Genomic DNA, 19,154 nt, shown 5'->3' on the forward strand with positions numbered 1-19,154 from the left:
CATGGAACGAGTCAGTATCACCGAGCGCCCGGACTGGCGCGAAAAAGCGACCGAATACGGTTTTAACTTCCACACGATGTACGGCGAGCCATACTGGTGTGAAGACGCTTACTACAAGCTCACGCTTGCCCAGGTTGAGAAACTGGAAGAGGTGACCGCCGAGCTGCACCAGATGTGCCTGAAAGTGGTGGATAAAGTCATCGACAGCGACGCGCTGATGGCGAAGTTCCGCATTCCGAAGCACACCTGGAGTTTCGTCCGCCAGTCGTGGAAAACCCACCAGCCTTCGCTTTACTCACGTCTGGATCTGGCGTGGGACGGCGTGGGCGATCCTAAGCTTCTGGAAAACAATGCTGATACGCCAACCTCGCTGTACGAAGCGGCGTTCTTCCAGTGGATCTGGTTGGAAGACCAGGCCAATGCCGGCAACCTGCCGCAAGGCAGCGACCAGTTCAACAGCCTGCAGGAAAAGCTGATTGAGCGTTTCGCCGAACTGCGCGAACAGCATGGTTTTAATCTGCTGCACCTTGCCTGCTGCCGCGACACGGAAGAAGACCGTGGCACGGTGCAATATCTGCAGGACTGCGCGGCCGAAGCTGAAGTGGCGACCGAGTTTCTCTATATCGAAGATATCGGCCTGGGTGAGAAAGGTCAGTTTACTGACCTGCAGGATCAGGTGATAAGCAACCTGTTCAAGCTCTACCCGTGGGAATACATGCTGCGTGAAATGTTCTCCACCAAGCTGGAAGACGCCGGCGTGCGCTGGCTGGAGCCGGCGTGGAAGAGCATTATCTCCAACAAAGCCCTCCTGCCGATGCTGTGGGAGATGTTCCCGAACCATCCGAACCTGCTGCCAGCTTACTTTGCGGAAGACGATCACCCGCCGATGGAGAAATACGTCGTTAAACCGATCTTCTCCCGCGAAGGGGCGAACGTGTCGATTATTGAAAATGGCAAAACGCTGGAAGCCGTTGAAGGGCCTTACGGCGAGGAAGGAATGATCGTCCAGGCGTTTTATCAACTGCCGAAGTTTGGTGACAGCTATACCCTGATTGGCAGCTGGCTCATTAACGATCAGCCAGCCGGGATTGGCATCCGCGAAGATCGCGCGCTGATCACGCAGGATCTGTCACGGTTCTATCCGCACATTTTCGTCGAGTGATCGGGTGTGCCGGGGTGCGAGCGGAAGCCCTCACCCCGGCCCTTTCTCTTTGGGAAAGGCATGCATACGTTATCCAATCTGCACCGACAACATACTTAAGCTTCCCATCTCAATGCCATCGACCGGTATGCTGATCGGCTCCTGACCATCCCACGCGCCCAGTACATACAGCAACGGCAGAAAGTGTTCCGGCGTCGGGTTAGAGAGTGAACCGCCTTCGTGATCCAGATAGTTCACCAGCGGATGCTCCTCAACCGGCCCTTGCCAGGTCAGATTTGCTTTCACGTAATCGTTAAAAGATGTCGCCCACGGGTATGGCGTGTTCTCACCGTGCCAGCGCGCTGTACGCAGGTTGTGTACCACGTTGCCGCTTGCGATCAGCATGATACCCTCGTCGCGTAAGGTCGCCAGTTTTCGCCCCATCTCCAGGTGCCAGGCCGCCGGTTTAGTGCTGTCGATACTCAACTGCACCATTGGGATGTCCGCCTCGGGATACATCTTTATCAGTACGCCCCACGAGCCATGGTCAAAGCCCCATGCTTCGTTATCCAGCGCCACAGGCACAGGCGCGAGTAATTCCACCAGCTGTCGGGCCAGCGCTGGCGAGCCGGGTGCCGGATAGTGCGTGTCGTACAACGCCTGCGGGAAGCCGCCGAAATCATGAATGGTTTTTGGCGTTTCCATTGCGGTCACGCCCGTGCCCCGGGTAAACCAGTGCGCAGACACCACCACAATCGCTTTCGGACGCGGTAGCGTCTCGCCCAGATGACGCCATACTCGGGTATAGACGTTGTCTTCCAGAACGTTCATTGGGCTACCGTGGCCTAAAAACAGTGCTGGCATACGGGAAGAAGTCATGGTGATATCCTTACAGAAGGTGTCAATTTAATGGTTCTACATTACGCGCAATCTCGCCCGGATGAACGCTGATAAGCGTGAAGATCATCATCAGGAAATTTGAATGTAAGAAATGTGTAAAGCAGGGTTTCGCCTCTCGCTTTGACCGAAATGAACCATTAATATTAATGATAATCATTATCATAAGGAGCAATGCATGTCAGTCCCCTTGATCCTGACTATACTGGCGGGCGCCGCAACGTTCATCGGTGCCATTCTCGGTGTGCTTGGTCAAAAGCCGTCTAACCGCGTGCTGGCCTTCTCATTGGGCTTTGCTGCCGGGATCATGCTGCTCATCTCTCTGATGGAGATGCTCCCTGCCGCACTGGGCACCGAAGGCATGTCTCCGGTGCTGGGGTATGGCATGTTTGTATTCGGCCTGCTTGGCTACTTTGCCCTCGACCGCATGCTGCCGCACGCGCATCCGCAGGATTTAATGCAAAAAAGCGTGACCCCGATGCCGCGCAATATTAAGCGCACGGCCATTCTGTTAACGCTCGGCATAAGCCTGCACAACTTCCCGGAAGGCGTGGCAACCTATGTCACCGCCAGCAGCAATCTGGAGATGGGCTTTGGTATCGCCCTGGCGGTCGCTTTGCACAATATTCCTGAAGGACTGGCGGTGGCCGGGCCGGTTTATGCCGCCACGGGCTCGAAACGGACCGCAGTCTTCTGGGCGGGGATCTCGGGGATGGCCGAAATTCTCGGCGGCGTGCTGGCGTGGTTGATTCTGGGCAGCCTGGTCTCGCCTGTGGTGATGGCCGCTATCATGGCCGCCGTGGCCGGGATAATGGTGGCGCTCTCCGTGGATGAGCTGATGCCGCTGGCGAAAGAGATCGATCCGAATAATAACCCGAGCTATGGCGTGCTGTGCGGCATGTCGGTGATGGGCTTGAGCCTGGTGCTGCTGCAAACGGCAGGGATCGGCTAAGACAATAGCGCATTAACGTCTCACAACAAAAAAGCCGGGTTTCCCCGGCTTTTTCACATCAGCCCTTTCAGCTGGCTTTGCGCGCGTGCGCCTGGCGATACTCTACCAGATCTTCAATCGTCACCACGGGCATATTATGCAGACGGGCAAAGGTGATGCACTCCGGCGCACGTGCCATGGTGCCATCGTCGTTGGTGAGTTCACACAGTACGCCCGCAGGTTTAAAGCCTGCCAGGGTCACGAGGTCAATGGTCGCTTCGGTGTGACCGCCACGGGTCAATACACCGCCGGCCTGCGCACGCAACGGGAAGACGTGGCCTGGACGATGCAGGTCTGATGGCTTCGCATCATCGGCAATCGCGGCACGTACGGTGGTCAGACGGTCAGCCGCCGACACGCCGGTGGTCACGCCATGTGCCGCTTCGATGGTCACGGTAAAACCGGTTCCAAAGGCGCTGGTGTTGTTTTCAACCATCATGGGCAGGTCGAGCTGCTTACGACGGTCTTCGTTGATACACAGGCACACGATGCCGCTACCGTGACGGATGGTCAGCGCCATCTGCTCAACGGTCATGTTTTCGGCGGCGAAAATCATGTCGCCTTCATTTTCACGGTTTTCATCGTCAAGCACCATCACGCCGCGGCCTTCGCGCAGTGCATCCAGTGCATGTTCAACACGTTCAATAGAAGTGCCAAAAGAGGAAAGTAGCGTCTGATTCATGGTAAAAAAACCTCATTAACATTATGGTTACCAGAATCAGGGCAGTCTTAGGAGCGCCGTATTAGCGGCAAAAAGATAACGTGAGCGGGCCAGGCCCGACTTGATCGTTACTCTCTCCCATCCGGACTCTAACCGTCGGCCCCGGAATTACACCGGATCTGCTGTCCTTTGAGGGGTGACTCAAAGCGCTCGCGGGCTTTCAGCGTTACGCTGATTTACCGCCGGTGGGGAATTTCGCCCCGCCCTGAGAATAAGCGAGATAACTATAACGCGATTGATTACCCTGGGCAATGCGCAGACATAAAATCTCCTTTATCCTGGGGCATGACGCGCTACAATGTTCATTAACACCGTCTTATCAAGGGAAGCCACAATGATTGACCCGAAGAAAATTGAGCAAATTGCGCGTCAGGTTCATGAGTCTATGCCAAAAGGCATTCGTGAGTTTGGGGATGACGTAGAGAAGAAAATCCGCCAGACGCTGCAGGCGCAGTTGGTTCGCCTTGATTTAGTCAGCCGCGAAGAGTTTGACGTGCAGACGCAGGTTCTGCTGCGTACCCGCGAGAAGCTGGCCCTGCTGGAGCAGCGTCTGAACGAGCTGGAAAACCGCAATACGCCAGCGGAAGTAAAACCGGCCCCGGCCATTCCACCGGTTGATGAAGCAGAATAACAGCCGCGTATAACGGGCTGTTTGCGAAGATACCCCCTCCTGTAAAGAGAGGGTGAAAAAAACGGGCCAGATGGCCCGTTTTTTATTGGCTGACTTTATTTGCTGTCTTTCTGGATCTTCTTGATGATGTTGGTGGTTGAGCACCCGTCCTCAAAGTTGAGCACCATCACTTCACCACCATTAGCCCAGACCTCTTCGCTGCCTGCGATTTGATCCGGTTTGTAATCGCCGCCTTTCACCAGCAGATCCGGCAAAATACCGGCAATCAGGCGCTGCGGGGTATCTTCTTCAAACGACACCACCCAGTCCACCGCTTCCAGCGCACCCAGCACGATCATGCGCTGCTCCAGCGGGTTCACCGGACGCGTTTCACCTTTAAGACGTTTCGTCGACGCATCGCTGTTCACCGCCACAATCAGACGGTCGCCCAGCTTACGCGCATTGGCCAGATAAGAGACATGACCGGCATGCAGGATGTCGAACACGCCGTTGGTCATCACCACTTTTTCACCGCGTTTACGGGCGGCGGCAACGGCCACTTTCAGCTCATCTTCGCTCATCACGCCAAAACCGGTATCGGCACGACCGCGCACCGCGTTTTCCAGTTCGATCGGCGAAACGGTGGAAGTCCCCAGCTTGCCGACGACCACGCCTGCCGCAGCATTAGCGAAGTAGCACGCTTCTTCCAGAGAGTTCCCTGCCGCCAGCGTCGCCGCCAGAACGCCAATGACCGTGTCGCCGGCACCGGTCACGTCATACACTTCCTGCGCCTGGGTCGGCATATGCAGCGGCGCTTTGCCAGGCTGTAGCAGCGTCATCCCCTGCTCGGAGCGGGTCACCAGCAGCGCGGAGAGTTCGAAGTCAGCAATGATCTTCATGCCGCGCTCAACGAGCTCTTCTTCCGTCTTACATTTGCCCGCCACCGCTTCAAACTCAGAGAGGTTTGGCGTCAGCAGCGTTGCGCCACGATAGCGCTCAAAGTCAGTACCTTTCGGGTCGATCAGCACGGGCACATTGGCTTTACGCGCGAGCTGGATCATCTGCTGTACGCTTGCCAGCGCACCTTTGGCGTAGTCGGACAGCACCAGCGCGCCGATAGTGCTCAGCGCCTGGTTAATGCGCTCGTGCAGCGGCTCAGGATCAACGCCCTCAAAGCCTTCCTCGAAGTCGAGGCGGATCAGCTGCTGGTTACGCGACAGAACGCGCAGTTTGGTGATCGTCGGGTGTGTCGGAACCGAAACGAAGTCGCACTTCACGTTCACGTCCGCCAGCGACTTGCTCAGCGCACGCGCCGCATCATCAATGCCGGTTAAGCCAACCAGACGCGACTGCGCGCCCAAAGAGGCAATGTTCATCGCCACGTTTGCCGCGCCGCCAGGACGCTCTTCAATGGTGTCGACCTTAACTACCGGTACCGGTGCTTCCGGAGAGATGCGGCTGGTCGGCCCGTACCAGTAGCGATCCAGCATGACATCCCCGACAACCATAACTCCAGCACGTTCAAACTCTGGCAGTGTTACTTTCATTCCTGACTCCAGAAAGATTCACAATTTGCGCGCGATAATATCACACTTGTTTTGTTACGCACGGTTCCACCAGCCAGTTCTGCCAGCTGGCGGTGACCTGCGCGCGTTCAGTGGCGAAACAGTCCAGCGCGACGTGGCCAGGCTGCTCCTGTAAGGCCAGGTGGTGCAGCTCGTCGCGCAGCGTGGTATAGGCGCGCGTTAAGGCCTGCGCCTCCTGCTCATCCATAATGTCGTTTTGCGCCAGCAGTTCCAGAATACGCACATTATCAGACCAGCGGGTCAGCTTCGGTTTAGCGTGCGCATGGCGTAGCACCAGATATTGCGTAATAAATTCAATATCGGTAATGCCGCCCTCATCCGCTTTAATATCAAAGCGATCGCGATGCTTATTGCCCAGGTGCGCGCGCATTTTCTCGCGCATCTCACGCACGTCGGTCTGGAGCGTGCTGCCGTCACGCGGGGTCGTCATAATCTCCCGACGAATGGCATCAAACTGCGTTTTCAGCGACGGATCGCCGTACACCACGCGGGCACGCACCAGCGCCTGATGTTCCCACGTCCAGGCTTCATTCTTCTGGTACTCAGCGAAGGATTCCGTTGAGGTCACCAGCATGCCGGCCGCGCCGGAAGGACGCAGACGCGCATCCACTTCATACAAAATGCCGGATGACGTGCGGGTGCTGAACAGATGCATAATGCGCTGGGCCAGACGCAGGTAGAACTGACGCCCGTCGATTTCACGCTCGCCGTCGGTCATGACGTCTGCCGGGCAGTCATGCAGGAAGATTAAATCGAGATCCGAGCTGTACCCCAGTTCCCATCCGCCGAGCTTACCGTAACCCACAACGGCAAAACCGCGGCCTTCGCGGTCAGCAAGGTGTTTCGGCTGGCCGTAGCGCGCCACCATCTGAATCCATGCCTGATGCACCACCGCATCAATGATCGCTTCCGCAAGCCATGTTAAGTGATCGCTCACTTTCATCACTGGCAGTGTTCCGGCGATATCTGCCGCCGCCACGCGCAGCATTTGCGCCTGCTTAAACTGACGCAGCGCCTCCAGCTGTTGCTCTTCGTCCTCTTCCGGTACGCGCAGCAGATACTGACGCAGCTCGTCACGGTAAGCGTCCGTTGCCGTCGGCTGGTAGAGCGTATTGGGATCGAGCAGCTCATCCAGCAGCAGCGGATACCGCGCCAGCTTGTTGGCCACCATCGGCGAAGCGGCGCAAAGCGTAATCAGATGCTTGAGCGCGCCCGGGAACTCGCTCAGCAACTCAAGATAGGTCGTACGGGTGATGATCCCGCTCAGCAGCGGCATCATGCGCGACAGCGGGACCGGCGCATCCGCACGCGAGCAGACGTTGCTCAGCAGGTGCGGCATCAGATGATCCAGCACCTGACGACCGCGCGGACCAATGGCCCGTTTATTCAGTTCGAGACGGAAATCAGCAATTAACGCCACCACACGATGGCGATCGTCGTCGCTCAGGTGCGCCAGCACCGGCGTGGTGTCATCTTCCTGCAGCGCGTCCTGCCACAATTCGCGCCAGTGTTCAGAGAGCGTATCGTCCTGCGATTCACTTTCATCGTCACCAATCAGCGCGTTAAAGACACGGCGCACGCCGGCCATATGCGCATCCAGTTGCCCGGTCAACGTTGACCAGTCATCGACGTGCATCCCCCAGGCCAGCCGCGCCCGGTTCAGGTCATCGCCTGGTAAAGTCTGTGTCTGCTCGTCATTGATGCTTTGCAGCAGGTTTTCCAGGCGGCGCAGGAACAGATAGGCCTCACGCAGGATCTGCGCGTCGCCTTCCGGCAGAAGATGCAGTTGCTCTATGGCTGACAGCGTCGGCAGCAGCGAACGGGATTGCAGTGAAGGCTCACGTCCGCCGCGGATCAGCTGGAAGACCTGAACGATAAATTCGATTTCGCGAATGCCGCCCGCGCCGAGCTTGATGTTGTCCTTCAGACCCCGGCGACGCACTTCACGGGCGATCATTCCTTTCATGTTGCGCAGCGACTGAATAACGCTGAAGTCGATATAGCGACGGAACACGAACGGGCGCAGCATGGCGCGCAGCTCGTTGGCGTAGGCATCGTCGCTGTCTCCCATGATCCGCGCTTTGACCATCGCGTAACGCTCCCAGTCGCGCCCCTGCTCCTGGTAATAATCTTCCAGTGCCGCAAAGCTCAGCACCAGCGGACCGCTGTCGCCAAACGGGCGCAGACGCATATCCACGCGATAGACAAAACCATCCTGGGTAGGTTGATCCAGCGCTTTAATCAGACGTTGCCCGAGACGGGTAAAGAACTGCGCATTGTCCAGTTCACGGCGGCCCCCGCGTGTGGAGCCGTTCTCCGGCCAGGCAAAAATCAGGTCGATATCCGAGGAGAAATTCAGTTCGCAGCCCCCGAGCTTGCCCATGCCCAGAATCAAGAGTGGCTGAGGAACCCCATCCTCATTGCACGGCGTGCCCCACTCTTTACAGCAGGCGGCATAGAGCCAGTCCCGTGCGGCAACAATCAGCGTTTGTGCCAGCTCGCTCAGCTGTTGCAGGGTACTTTCTTCGCTGACCAGTTCCAGCGCCTGAGCCCAGGCAATACGCACCATCACCCGGCGGCGGAACTGGCGCAGGACGCGCATCAGTGTCGCTTCATCCGCGACCTCTTCAAGTGCGGTTTGCAACCAGCCCGCATAATGCCGCCACTCGTCTGCCTGCGGCGGGGTGCTCTCAAGCGCCTCCAGCCAGTCCGGGTAAGCGGTGATACTTTCCTGCACAAAATCACTGAAGGTGAGCACGCTCCTGGCCTGCTCGCTTAACGATGACGCCGGTAATGACTCAGGCAGACGTTCGCAAACGGTCTGCCACTGCTGCTGTAACTGCGAAGAAAGCGGCATTATAGGGTTCCTTGCCAGAGTTAACGTTTTCCGCTGTGCAGCCAGAACGGCTCCTGCGAAATGGCTTCATTACGGAAATGCTCAATCTCAATGTGCTGACGGGTTTCGATAGCATGTTTCAGCCCCTGCCAGTTCTCCAGCCAGGCCTGCGCTTTAGGGCCGTCATAGGCACCCGACAGCAGCAGCATGCTGTCGATATTGCGCGACAGGCGGATCAGCTGATCGCCATACTGGTCTCCCAGCGGATACGCAAAGGTGGTTTTAAGCTCCGCCGCGTGGCGTGAAAGATGGATATCGGCGAAACGTTTGAAGTTATCTTCAATTTTGGCCTGCGCTTTTGCATCCAGGAAGGCACGCCAGCTGCGCGTCACCAGAAACTCGGTCAGCGCCAGCCTGGCGGCGGCGTTTTGCGGGCTGTAGAGTGCCGTTTGTGCGGATACGTCAGAGAGCAGCAGCGCTTCGGTCTGGGTCAGCAGGTCACGTAAGTGAGCGCTCGCTTTACGAGGTACGATGCCGCCGAACAGCGCCAGGGTATGACGCACAAGGCTCATCGCCGCTAACACGTGCGCTTTTGCGTTTTTCACATTACGCACCCACAGCTCTTCATGATAAAGCCACTGTGAGAGCGCCAGCTCCAGCGCCGCCTCCATGCCCTGCTCAACGCTGGCTTTCGGTGGCACGTGCAAAATAGTGGTCTCTTTCAGCAGGCGCGGCGCATTCCCGGCGGCCAGATGATACCCCCGCGCCGCTTTGCTCAGACTGCCCTGACGCAGGCCCGGCTGACTTACCAGCTTACGCGCCAGCTTCAGTACGTCCTGGACTTCACCTTCCAGCAGTTCAAGCTCCAGCTCGCAAATCGGCTCCTGAAGCTCACCCGCTTTTACCTCACCCTGATCGAGGGCGATTTCAATGCGGCTTTTCCCTTCCGTTACCAGCCATTTTTCACGCCAGAAATCGGTACTAAACAGCGGTTTCACCTCGGCGGATAAGGTTTCTGGCAGCACGCCGTCCGGCCAGACTTCTGCCGGGAAACGATCCAGCTCAAGTTCTGGCTGATTGATGTCGATATTGTATTCCGGGCGCTGATGCAAACCGCCGACCACGCGGCCAGCGATTTTCATCGTCATCTCGTAGCGCCCGTTCGCGCCACGGATGCGCAACCCCATATCATGGCGGCGCAGCCAGTTGTCTGGCGTTTCGTAATAGATATTAAGCAGTTGTACCGGTTCATGGTGTTCGCCGGAAAGGGTCTGCAGATGCTGACGGAGTGCGTCAACGCTGTCTTTTTCGACGATAAATTTTAATTCGATTTCTTGAGCCATAGCCTTGTACTTTTGCAGGCGTCACAGACGCGTCAATGAGGGCGAACTTCCTCGCCATTTGTTTGTCAGTACATAGTATTTTGCGCCAAATTGCCACGCAATGAGCAATTTGACGGGCGTAAATGTTTAGGGTCGTGACACAGATGATTCTGATTGCTGACGAATGCTTTGCGTAGAGACACTGTTGCCACTACTATCGTTCCACTATTTATGAAAATAACGACTAATGATGCTTAAATTACGCCTGATTGGACTTACTTTCCTCGCTTTTAGCGCCGCAACCGCCGTGCACGCTGAAGAGAAGCGTTACGTTTCTGACGAACTGAACACCTGGGTACGCAGTGGCCCTGGAGATAATTATCGCCTCGTGGGTACGGTCAATGCCGGCGAGGAAGTGACGCTGTTACAGACCAACGCGGAGACCAATTATGGTCAGGTTCGCGACAGTACCGGCCGCACGTCCTGGATCCCACTGAAAGAGCTGAGTGCGGTGCCAAGCCTGCGCACCCGCGTGCCGGATCTGGAAAATCAGGTGAAAACGCTGACCGACAAGCTGAACAATATCGACGGTACCTGGAACCAGCGTACCGCGGAAATGCAGCAGAAAGTGGCCCAGAGCGACAGCGTGATTAACGGTCTGAAAGACGAAAATCAGAAACTGAAAAACGAGCTGATTGTTGCGCAGAAGAAGGTGAACGCCGCCAATCTGCAACTTGATGACAAACAACGTACCATCATCATGCAGTGGTTTATGTACGGTGGCGGTGTGCTGGGCGTTGGCCTGGTGCTGGGTCTGGTGCTTCCTCACCTGATCCCAAGCCGTAAGCGTAAAGACCGCTGGATGAACTAATTCGTCTTCTCTGCCAGACTTACGTATTATCTTGCGAAAAGAGAAAACGGGAGTACAGGGCGTGAAGAGTTATCTGGTCGGTGGTGCGGTACGTGATGCGTTGTTAGGTCTGCCGGTCAAAGATAAAGACTGGGTGGTGGTGGGAGCCACACCTGAAGAGATGCTTAACGCGGGCTACCAGCAGGTAGGCCGCGATTTTCCCGTGTTTCTGCACCCGCAAAGCCGTGAGGAGTACGCCCTGGCGCGTACCGAACGGAAATCCGGTTCGGGTTATACCGGCTTCACCTGCTATGCCGCACCGGACGTCACGCTGGAGCAAGATCTCCTGCGTCGCGATCTCACCATCAACGCGCTGGCGCAGGACGAAGACGGCCAGATCATTGACGCGTATGGCGGTCAGGACGATCTGCGTAATCGACTGCTGCGTCACGTCTCCCCGGCGTTTTCTGAAGATCCGCTCCGCGTGCTGCGCGTGGCGCGCTTTGCGGCGCGTTACGCGCATCTGAGCTTCCGCATTGCCGATGAGACCCTGGCACTGATGACCGCCATGACCGAGGCGGGCGAACTGGCCCACCTCACGCCAGAGCGCGTCTGGAAAGAGACGGAAAACGCCCTTACTACCCGCAACCCGCAGGTCTTTTTCCAGGTGCTGCGTGACTGTGGCGCACTGAAAGTGCTGTTCCCGGAAATTGACGCGCTGTTCGGCGTGCCCGCCCCGGCGAAATGGCACCCGGAAATCGATACCGGCGTGCATACCCTGATGACCCTGAGTATGGCTGCCATGCTCAGCCCCGAGGTGGATGTGCGTTTTTCAACGCTGTGCCACGATCTCGGCAAAGGATTAACGCCAAAAGCCATGTGGCCGCGCCACCATGGCCACGGTCCTGCCGGGGTGAAGCTGGTCGAAGGGCTTTGCCAGCGCCTGCGGGTACCCAATGAGATTCGCGATCTCGCCAGACTGGTGGCGGAATTTCACGACCTGATCCACACCTTCCCGATCCTCAAACCGGCCACCATCGTTAAGCTGTTTGATAACATCGACGCATGGCGCAAACCCCAGCGCGTCGAGCAGATCGCGTTGACCAGCGAAGCCGACGTACGTGGCCGCACCGGTTTTGAAGCCAGCGATTATCCGCAGGGGCGGCTGTTACGCGCAGCGTGGGACGTGGCAAAAGCGGTACCGACTAAAGCGGTTGTCGAGGCGGGCTTCAAGGGACCGGAAATCCGGGAAGAGCTGACGAAACGTCGAATTCAGGCGGTGTCGGACTGGAAGGAAAAGCATTGCCCTCAGCCTAAAGACTGAGGGCCGTCGGTCAGAAGAAGACCACGTAAACCGCAGCCGCCACGATAAAGCGATAGATCGCGAACGGAATAAACGAAATACGTTTAATCAACTGCAGGAAGGTTTTGATGGCGATCAGCGCCACAATAAAGGCGGTGACAAAGCCCACGGCGAACATCGGAATGTCACCCGTGGTGAGGAAGCCAATGCTTTTATAGACGTCGAGTGCGGTCGCGCCCATCATCATCGGCACTGCCAGCAGGAACGAGAACTCCGACGCAGCATAACGGCTAACGCCCATCAGCATCCCGCCAGAGATGGTCGCGCCTGAGCGTGAAAAGCCCGGCCACAGCGCCAGACACTGGAAACAACCGATGATAAACGCCTGACGGTAGGTCATGTCATCCAGACCTTCCGCGCGTGGCGTTTTCGGCTTCAGCAGTTCTGCCGCGATCAGCAGGAAACCGCCGACGACCAGCGCATACATGACGTTAATCGGGTTAAACAGCGATTTAATGGTGTCGTGGAAAACCAGGCCCAGAACCACTGCCGGAACCATGCCAAGCAGAATATGGATAAGCGTCAGGCGACCTTTGCTTTCACCCTCGCGCTGAGGAAGACGGCCAAAGTGGATACCGATAAGCCCGAACAGACGACGCCAGAACATCACAACGACCGCCAGAATAGACCCCAACTGAATGACAACTTCAAACGTCTTTGCGGTATCGCCTTCAAAGCCCAGCAGATGGCCAACGATAATCATATGGCCCGTACTGGAAACCGGCAAAAACTCCGTCAATCCTTCGACCACACCCAGTATTGCCGCCACCAGCAGCGAGTGCATATCGCTCATCTATAAACCCCTAAAAAGATATAAAAAAAACGGTGTCCCACGCGGACAACCGTGAAAGATACAGCTTTAAGACCGGTATAACCTAAAATGGTTTAGCTATTATGACGTTAAATCTTCCCTTTCAGATTTGTGCCACGCTCAATGATCACGCCGACGTTAGCGGCACGCGCCACGGCGCCCGGTTTGCTCAATTTGATGCGTACCCACGGTGCGTTGAACTTGCTCAGCAGCAGCTCGGCCACCTCTTCTGCCACACGCTCCACCAGCGCAAAACGTTGCCCTTCGACGTGGCCCACGACCGTTTCACTGATATCGGCGTAGCTTAGACAGTCATTCACGTCGTCGCTTTTTGCTGACTTGCGGTTATCCCAGCCCATTTCGATATCGAACACGAGTTTCTGCTCAATGGTCTGTTCCCAGTCGTAAACACCAATAGTGGTGATTACCGAAAGTTGCTCTATAAATACAATATCCATCACGACCTGCCTGCTTTTTGGCTAAACCGGATACCACTTCCGGCGAATTATGCGTATTATCCACAGATGCTGAGAATACAGATACATTTTCAAAACGGAACAGCGTTATGAGTGCAATCGCGCCTGGAATGATCCTCCTCGCCTACCTTTGCGGCTCAATCTCCAGCGCCATTCTGGTCTGCCGCATTGCCGGGTTACCTGACCCGCGCGAAAGTGGTTCCGGGAATCCGGGGGCGACCAATGTACTACGAATTGGCGGCAAGGGAGCAGCCGTAGCGGTATTGATTTTTGATGTTCTGAAAGGAATGTTACCCGTCTGGGGAGCGTATGCGCTGGGCGTAACGCCGTTCTGGCTGGGGCTCATTGCTATCGCCGCCTGTGTCGGCCATATCTGGCCTGTATTCTTTGGTTTTAAAGGCGGTAAAGGCGTCGCCACCGCCTTTGGTGCTATTGCCCCAATCGGCTGGGACTTAACCGGCGTGATGGCCGGCACCTGGCTACTGACCATTCTTCTGAGCGGTTACTCATCACTGGGCGCCATCGTCAGCGCGCTGATCGCGCCATTCTATGTCTGGTGGTTCAAACCGCAGTTCACCTTCCCGGTGTCGATGCTCTCCTGCCTCATCCTGCTACGCCATCACGATAATATTCAGCGCCTGTGGCGTCGCCAGGAGACCAAAATCTGGTCGAAGCTCAAGAGAAAGAAAAAAGACGCCCCGTAAGGGGTTAGTTATGCCTTATAACCAAATGTGATTTTGGTCACCCTCTGCCTGTGGTAACTGTTAATGACACAACACAACCACACAAAAAGAAAATGGCAGACATTACAGACACAACTCCCCTTTCAACGGCAGGACATTCGCCTGATGGCGACATCAAGTGGGTACGTAACGCCTCTGACGTTTCACGTCTGGTCAACGACGGTTCTCAGGGTCGGGCCAACGCCCGCATCGTAGTCGGTATCGCGCTGGGCGGTATTTTCCTCGATGCGTACGACCTTGGTGCGCTGGCGTTCGGCATCAAAGACATCACCCGCGAATTTAATCTCACCCCTGCCGGTACCGGCATGGTGGCCTCGGCCATTACCTTTGGTGCGATTGTCGGGGCGCTACTGGGTGGCTATCTCACGGACAAGATCGGACGCTACCGCGTCTTTATGGCCGACATGCTGTTCTTCGTGGTAGCGGCCATCGCCTGTGCACTGGCACCCAACGAATATGCGCTGGCGGGCGCACGCTTTGTGATGGGCCTCGGCGTGGGGATCGATCTGCCGGTGGCGATGGCGTTTCTTAGCGAGTTCGCCAGGCTCAAAGGCCCCGGAAACAAGGCCTCCAGCGTGGCAATGTGGTGCCCAACCTGGTATGCCGCAATCAGCATCTCTTACCTGTTGGTGTTATTCTTCTACGCCGTACTGCCAGAAAGTCACAGCGACTGGCTGTGGCGCTTAATCCTGGGGTTTGGCGCGGTGCCTGCGCTGGTGATTATCGCCATTCGTAGCCGCTACATGAGCGAGTCCCCGGTCTGGGCGGCGAATCAGGGCAACCTGAAAGAGGCGGCCGCTATCTTGCGGCAATCGTATAACATCAACGCCCACGTGCCGCAGGATGCGCTTAACCAACCGGCACCGGTGGTCAACAAGGCGAAGTGGGCAAACTATCTGCACCTGTTCCGTGGCGTCTATTTGCGACGTACCACGCTCGCTACCCTGCTCTCGGTGGTGTCGTCTTTCGCCTATAACGCCGTCGCATTTGGTCTGCCGGTCATTATCTCCAGCTTCTTTGTGCAGTCGATGCTGACCACTATTCTGATCTCGCTGGTGCTAAACCTGCTGTTTGCCTTCGTCGGCGGATTGCTGGCAGTGCGCTATGTTCCGCGTTTCGGCGCGTGGCGGATGTCGCTGGCGGGCTACGCCTGTCAGCTTGTTGCTCTGCTGGGGCTGGCGCTGACTGGTCGTCCGGAAGGCGTATCGGAAGGCGTTATCGCCGTCGCGATGCTGGCGCTATTCCTGTTCGGTCAGGGCTTTGGGCCTGGCGCCCATACCATGACGTTTGCGTCCCTGAGCTATCCCACCTCTCTGCGCGGCGTGGGCGTGGGCCTTAACCAGACGCTGATGCGCAGCAGTTCTACGCTCTCGCTGTTTCTGTTCCCGCTGCTGGTGGCCTCTCTTGATACCGCCGTGTTCTGGGTGATCGCTCTGGCACCGTTTATCGGGCTGGCTTCGCTGCTGGCGATCCGCTGGGAACCGTCCGGCTATGATGTGGATGCAGAGGATTATCGATAACCTTCTCAACCGGCTCCTTGAGCCGGTTTTTTTATCCATAAGCGACTCATATGACAGCCTTCATTTCTGCCAGGGCATACTGAAACGTCTCCCGATGATGAGCAGATGGATGCAGCATGTTAGCAGCTCAGGTCACTGATAATTCTTACAAAGGCTGGCAGGCATCGCTTGCCCTGCAGTTTTGTTACACCCCTGAGAAAACCCTCCTGCACGCTGCTCATCACAGCGGGCCCCTCACCGTACAGCGGCCTTTTTATCCCGAAGGCGACACCTGCCACCTGTATTTGCTGCACCCGCCAGGCGGGATAGTCGGCGGCGATACGCTGGATATTTCGGTGCATCTGGACGCGAAAAGCCATGCGCTGATCACCATGCCCGGCGCGAGCAAGTTCTATCGCAGCAGCGGCCCGCAGGCCTGTCTCAATCAGCACTTCTGGCTCGACGATGAGGCTACGCTGGAGTGGCTGCCACAGGACACCATTATCTTTCCCGGTGCGAATGCCGCCCTGCGTTCCGTTTTTCATCTGAAGGCTTCCAGTACGCTGCTGGCGTGGGAGTTGTACTGTCTGGGTCGCCCGGTGATCGGCGAAACCTTCAGCCACGGCACGCTGGAAAGCCGCCTTGAGATCTGGGTCGACGATGAGCCACGGCTGATTGAACGTCAGCACCTCAGCAATGGCGATCTCACGCCCGTTGCAGGTCTCCCGTGGGTCGGCACGCTGCTGTTCTTTCCGGCCAGGGAAGCGCACCTCGAAACGGTGCGCGAGCTGCTGACGCCGCTGAGCCACTTTGCCGGGGCAACGCTCACAGACGATCTGCTGTCGGTGCGTTTTCTCTCCCACGACAACCTGATGTGCCAGCGGGTGATGCGCGATATCTGGCAGTCGCTTCGCCCGCTTTTAACCCCCAAAACCGCCTGTTCGCCGCGTATCTGGCAGACATAAGAGAAACGTTATGGAACTGACCCCCAGAGAAAAAGACAAGCTGTTGCTGTTTACCGCTGCGCTGGTTGCCGAACGCCGCCTTGCGCGCGGGGTAAAACTGAATTACCCGGAATCAGTCGCGCTGATCAGCGCGTTTATTATGGAAGGCGCCCGCGATGGCGAAACCGTCGCCTCACTGATGGAAGCGGGCCGTCACGTCCTGACGCGCGACCAGGTGATGGAAGGCGTACCGGAGATGATCCCCGACATTCAGGTGGAAGCGACGTTCCCGGACGGATCAAAGCTCGTCACCGTCCATAACCCGATCGTATAAGGAGCGCGTGATGATCCCAGGCGAATACCAGATCCAATCCGGAAACATTGCGATCAACGTTGGGCGAGACACGCAAAACGTGATCGTCGAAAACCATGGCGACAGGCCGATCCAGGTGGGATCGCACTACCACTTTTATGAGATTAACCCGGCGCTGAAATTCGACCGGGAAGCCACCAAAGGCTATCGGCTGAATATTCCGGCAGGCACCGCCGTGCGTTTCGAACCCGGACAGAAGCGCGAGGTGACGCTGGTTCAGGTCAGCGGCGCGCAGCGTATTTTCGGCTTTCGCGGCGAGGTGATGGGAGAGGTGAAAAATGGCTGAAATTTCACGCCAGGCCTACGCCGATATGTTCGGTCCCACCACTGGCGATAAAGTGCGTCTGGCCGACAGTGAGCTGTGGATAGAAGTGGAAAACGATCTCACGGTCTACGGCGAAGAGGTCAAATTCGGCGGCGGGAAGGTGATCCGCGACGGTATGGGCCAGGGGCAGATGACATCCGACGGCTGCGTGGATCTGGTGCTGACCAACGCGTTGATTATCGATCACTGGGGGATCGTTAAAGCCGATATTGGCGTAAAAAACGGCCGGATCTTTGCCGTGGGTAAAGCCGGTAACCCGGATATACAGCCCGGGGTCACGATCCCGATTGGCGCAGCGACAGAAGTGATCGCCGCCGAAGGGAAAATTGTCACCGCCGGCGGGATCGACACGCACATCCACTGGATCTGCCCGCAGCAGGCGGAAGAGGCGCTGGTCTCTGGCGTCACCACCATGATTGGTGGGGGCACGGGCCCAGCGGCAGGCACCAACGCCACGACCTGTACGCCAGGGCCCTGGTATATCGCGCGGATGTTGCAGGCGGCCGATACACTACCGGTGAATATCGGCCTGCTTGGCAAAGGTAATGGTTCCAACCCTGATGCCCTGCGCGAGCAGATCGCAGCGGGTGCCATCGGGCTGAAGATCCACGAAGACTGGGGCGCGACGCCTGCAGCCATCAACTGCTCACTGGCGGTGGCGGAGGAGATGGATATTCAGGTGGCGCTGCACAGCGACACGCTGAACGAATCCGGGTTTGTTGAGGACACGCTGGCGGCTATCGGCGGACGGACCATTCACACCTTCCATACGGAAGGGGCAGGCGGCGGACATGCACCGGATATTATTACCGCCTGCGCGCACCCGAATATTCTGCCCTCCTCCACTAACCCGACGCTGCCCTACACGGTGAATACCATCGACGAGCATCTCGACATGTTGATGGTGTGTCACCACCTCGACCCGGATATCGCCGAGGACGTGGCCTTTGCTGAATCACGCATTCGCCGGGAGACCATCGCCGCGGAAGATGTCCTTCACGATATCGGTGCCTTCTCGCTGACCTCGTCCGACTCCCAGGCAATGGGTCGCGTCGGCGAAGTGATTATTCGTACCTGGCAGGTGGCGCACCGTATGAAGGTTCAGCGCGGCGCACTGCCGGAAGAGACCGGGAACAACGATAACTACCGCGTGAAACGCTATATCGCCAAATACACCATTAACCCGGCGCTGACCCACGGGATTGCTCATGAAGTGGGCTCGATTGAGGCCGGGAAACTGGCGGATTTAGTGGTCTGGTCCCCCGCGTTCTTTGGCGTCAAACCCGCCACCATTGTGAAAGGCGGGATGATCGCCTGCGCGCCGATGGGGGATATCAACGCCTCTATCCCAACGCCGCAACCGGTCCATTACCGTCCGATGTTTGGCACGCTGGGTGCCGCACGCCATGCGACACGGCTGACGTTTGTCTCCCAGGCTGCCGATGCGAAGGGCATTTCGCACCAGCTCAGCCTGCAGAGCGGCATAGCCGTCGTAAAAGGCTGCCGCACGGTGAAAAAGGCCGACATGATCCACAACAGCCTGCAGCCCAACATCACCGTTGATGCACAAACTTACGAGGTTCGCGTTGATGGCGAGCTCATTACCAGCGAGCCGGCAGACGTTCTGCCGATGGCCCAACGCTATTTCCTGTTTTAAGGAGTGACG

18 protein-coding genes and 1 riboswitch are annotated in these 19,154 nt (G+C 57.2%); of the genes, 11 read left to right on the top strand and 7 right to left on the bottom strand.

Annotation, left to right across the window (positions count from 1 at the left end; genetic code table 11):
* The first annotated feature begins 1 nt into the window (after position 1).
* Positions 2-1,162 carry a glutathionylspermidine synthase family protein gene (locus tag AB6731_RS15660; protein WP_014171646.1) on the top strand — a complete coding sequence of 387 codons (1,161 nt, stop codon included), beginning with the start codon at positions 2-4 and terminating at the stop codon, positions 1,160-1,162.
* A gap of 69 nt (positions 1,163-1,231) precedes the next feature.
* Here AB6731_RS15660 and ygiD read toward each other — a convergent pair whose 3' ends face one another.
* Entirely contained in the window at positions 1,232-2,020 is a 789-nt protein-coding gene (gene ygiD, locus AB6731_RS15665; protein WP_020883636.1) for a 4,5-DOPA dioxygenase extradiol, read from the bottom strand.
* 196 nt (positions 2,021-2,216) lie between these two features.
* Here ygiD and zupT point away from each other — a divergent pair, with 196 nt between their 5' ends.
* Positions 2,217-2,990, top strand: coding sequence for a zinc transporter ZupT (zupT, locus tag AB6731_RS15670; RefSeq protein WP_014171648.1), 774 nt, complete (start codon positions 2,217-2,219; stop codon positions 2,988-2,990).
* Between the two features lie 67 nt (positions 2,991-3,057).
* Here zupT and ribB read toward each other — a convergent pair whose 3' ends face one another.
* On the bottom strand, positions 3,058-3,711 hold the full coding sequence (gene ribB, locus AB6731_RS15675; RefSeq protein ID WP_014171649.1) for a 3,4-dihydroxy-2-butanone-4-phosphate synthase: 654 nt from the start codon (positions 3,709-3,711) through the stop codon (positions 3,058-3,060).
* A 105-nt stretch (positions 3,712-3,816) separates the two neighbouring features.
* Positions 3,817-3,967, bottom strand: a riboswitch (FMN riboswitch).
* A 117-nt stretch (positions 3,968-4,084) separates the two neighbouring features.
* On the opposite strand from ribB, the gene ubiK reads away from it, so the two are divergent.
* Complete coding sequence (gene ubiK, locus AB6731_RS15680; RefSeq protein WP_020883634.1) at positions 4,085-4,381, top strand: ubiquinone biosynthesis accessory factor UbiK; 297 nt, start codon at positions 4,085-4,087, stop codon at positions 4,379-4,381.
* 95 nt (positions 4,382-4,476) lie between these two features.
* On the opposite strand, the gene hldE is transcribed toward ubiK, so the two are convergent.
* From hldE to AB6731_RS15695, 3 genes are read right to left on the bottom strand one after another with little or no spacing between them, the layout of a single operon-like run.
* On the bottom strand, positions 4,477-5,907 hold the full coding sequence (gene hldE / locus AB6731_RS15685) for a bifunctional D-glycero-beta-D-manno-heptose-7-phosphate kinase/D-glycero-beta-D-manno-heptose 1-phosphate adenylyltransferase HldE (protein ID WP_020883633.1): 1,431 nt from the start codon (positions 5,905-5,907) through the stop codon (positions 4,477-4,479).
* Positions 5,908-5,947: 40 nt separating this feature from the next.
* Entirely contained in the window at positions 5,948-8,806 is a 2,859-nt protein-coding gene (gene glnE / locus AB6731_RS15690) for a bifunctional [glutamate--ammonia ligase]-adenylyl-L-tyrosine phosphorylase/[glutamate--ammonia-ligase] adenylyltransferase (protein ID WP_371006586.1), read from the bottom strand.
* 17 nt (positions 8,807-8,823) lie between these two features.
* Positions 8,824-10,125, bottom strand: a complete 1,302-nt coding sequence (locus AB6731_RS15695; protein ID WP_032678982.1) for an inorganic triphosphatase — start codon at positions 10,123-10,125, stop codon at positions 8,824-8,826.
* 229 nt (positions 10,126-10,354) lie between these two features.
* Here AB6731_RS15695 and AB6731_RS15700 point away from each other — a divergent pair, with 229 nt between their 5' ends.
* The gene (locus AB6731_RS15700; RefSeq protein WP_025203004.1) at positions 10,355-10,975 is read left to right on the top strand and encodes a TIGR04211 family SH3 domain-containing protein; all 621 of its coding nucleotides are present in this window, start codon (positions 10,355-10,357) and stop codon (positions 10,973-10,975) included.
* Positions 10,976-11,036: 61 nt separating this feature from the next.
* Positions 11,037-12,278, top strand: a complete 1,242-nt coding sequence (locus tag AB6731_RS15705; protein WP_371006542.1) for a multifunctional CCA addition/repair protein — start codon at positions 11,037-11,039, stop codon at positions 12,276-12,278.
* Between the two features lie 10 nt (positions 12,279-12,288).
* Here AB6731_RS15705 and bacA read toward each other — a convergent pair whose 3' ends face one another.
* Both bacA and folB read right to left on the bottom strand, forming a co-directional pair.
* The gene (gene bacA / locus AB6731_RS15710; protein WP_014171656.1) at positions 12,289-13,110 is read right to left on the bottom strand and encodes an undecaprenyl-diphosphate phosphatase; all 822 of its coding nucleotides are present in this window, start codon (positions 13,108-13,110) and stop codon (positions 12,289-12,291) included.
* 107 nt (positions 13,111-13,217) lie between these two features.
* Entirely contained in the window at positions 13,218-13,586 is a 369-nt protein-coding gene (gene folB, locus AB6731_RS15715; protein ID WP_020883629.1) for a bifunctional dihydroneopterin aldolase/7,8-dihydroneopterin epimerase, read from the bottom strand.
* A 107-nt stretch (positions 13,587-13,693) separates the two neighbouring features.
* Between folB and plsY the strand changes: the two genes are divergently transcribed.
* From plsY to ureC, 6 genes are all read left to right on the top strand, one after another.
* Positions 13,694-14,308: a glycerol-3-phosphate 1-O-acyltransferase PlsY gene (plsY, locus tag AB6731_RS15720; RefSeq protein ID WP_020883628.1), complete on the top strand. Its 615-nt coding sequence runs from the start codon at positions 13,694-13,696 to the stop codon at positions 14,306-14,308.
* 92 nt (positions 14,309-14,400) lie between these two features.
* A complete protein-coding gene (locus AB6731_RS15725) occupies positions 14,401-15,867 on the top strand; it encodes an MFS transporter (protein ID WP_121339840.1) in 1,467 nt (488 codons plus the stop codon).
* 116 nt (positions 15,868-15,983) lie between these two features.
* Positions 15,984-16,811: an urease accessory protein UreD gene (locus tag AB6731_RS15730; protein WP_371006544.1), complete on the top strand. Its 828-nt coding sequence runs from the start codon at positions 15,984-15,986 to the stop codon at positions 16,809-16,811.
* Positions 16,812-16,821: 10 nt separating this feature from the next.
* Complete coding sequence (locus AB6731_RS15735; protein WP_003862556.1) at positions 16,822-17,124, top strand: urease subunit gamma; 303 nt, start codon at positions 16,822-16,824, stop codon at positions 17,122-17,124.
* A 10-nt stretch (positions 17,125-17,134) separates the two neighbouring features.
* A complete protein-coding gene (locus AB6731_RS15740; RefSeq protein WP_020883624.1) occupies positions 17,135-17,449 on the top strand; it encodes an urease subunit beta in 315 nt (104 codons plus the stop codon).
* On the top strand, positions 17,442-19,145 hold the full coding sequence (gene ureC, locus AB6731_RS15745; protein ID WP_047956113.1) for an urease subunit alpha: 1,704 nt from the start codon (positions 17,442-17,444) through the stop codon (positions 19,143-19,145). Before AB6731_RS15740 ends, ureC begins: the two co-directional genes overlap by 8 nt.
* The last annotated feature ends 9 nt before the right edge of the window (positions 19,146-19,154 follow it).

The organism is Enterobacter sp. RCC_40, from assembly GCF_041360735.1.
In the GTDB taxonomy this organism is placed as follows: domain Bacteria; phylum Pseudomonadota; class Gammaproteobacteria; order Enterobacterales; family Enterobacteriaceae; genus Enterobacter; species Enterobacter ludwigii.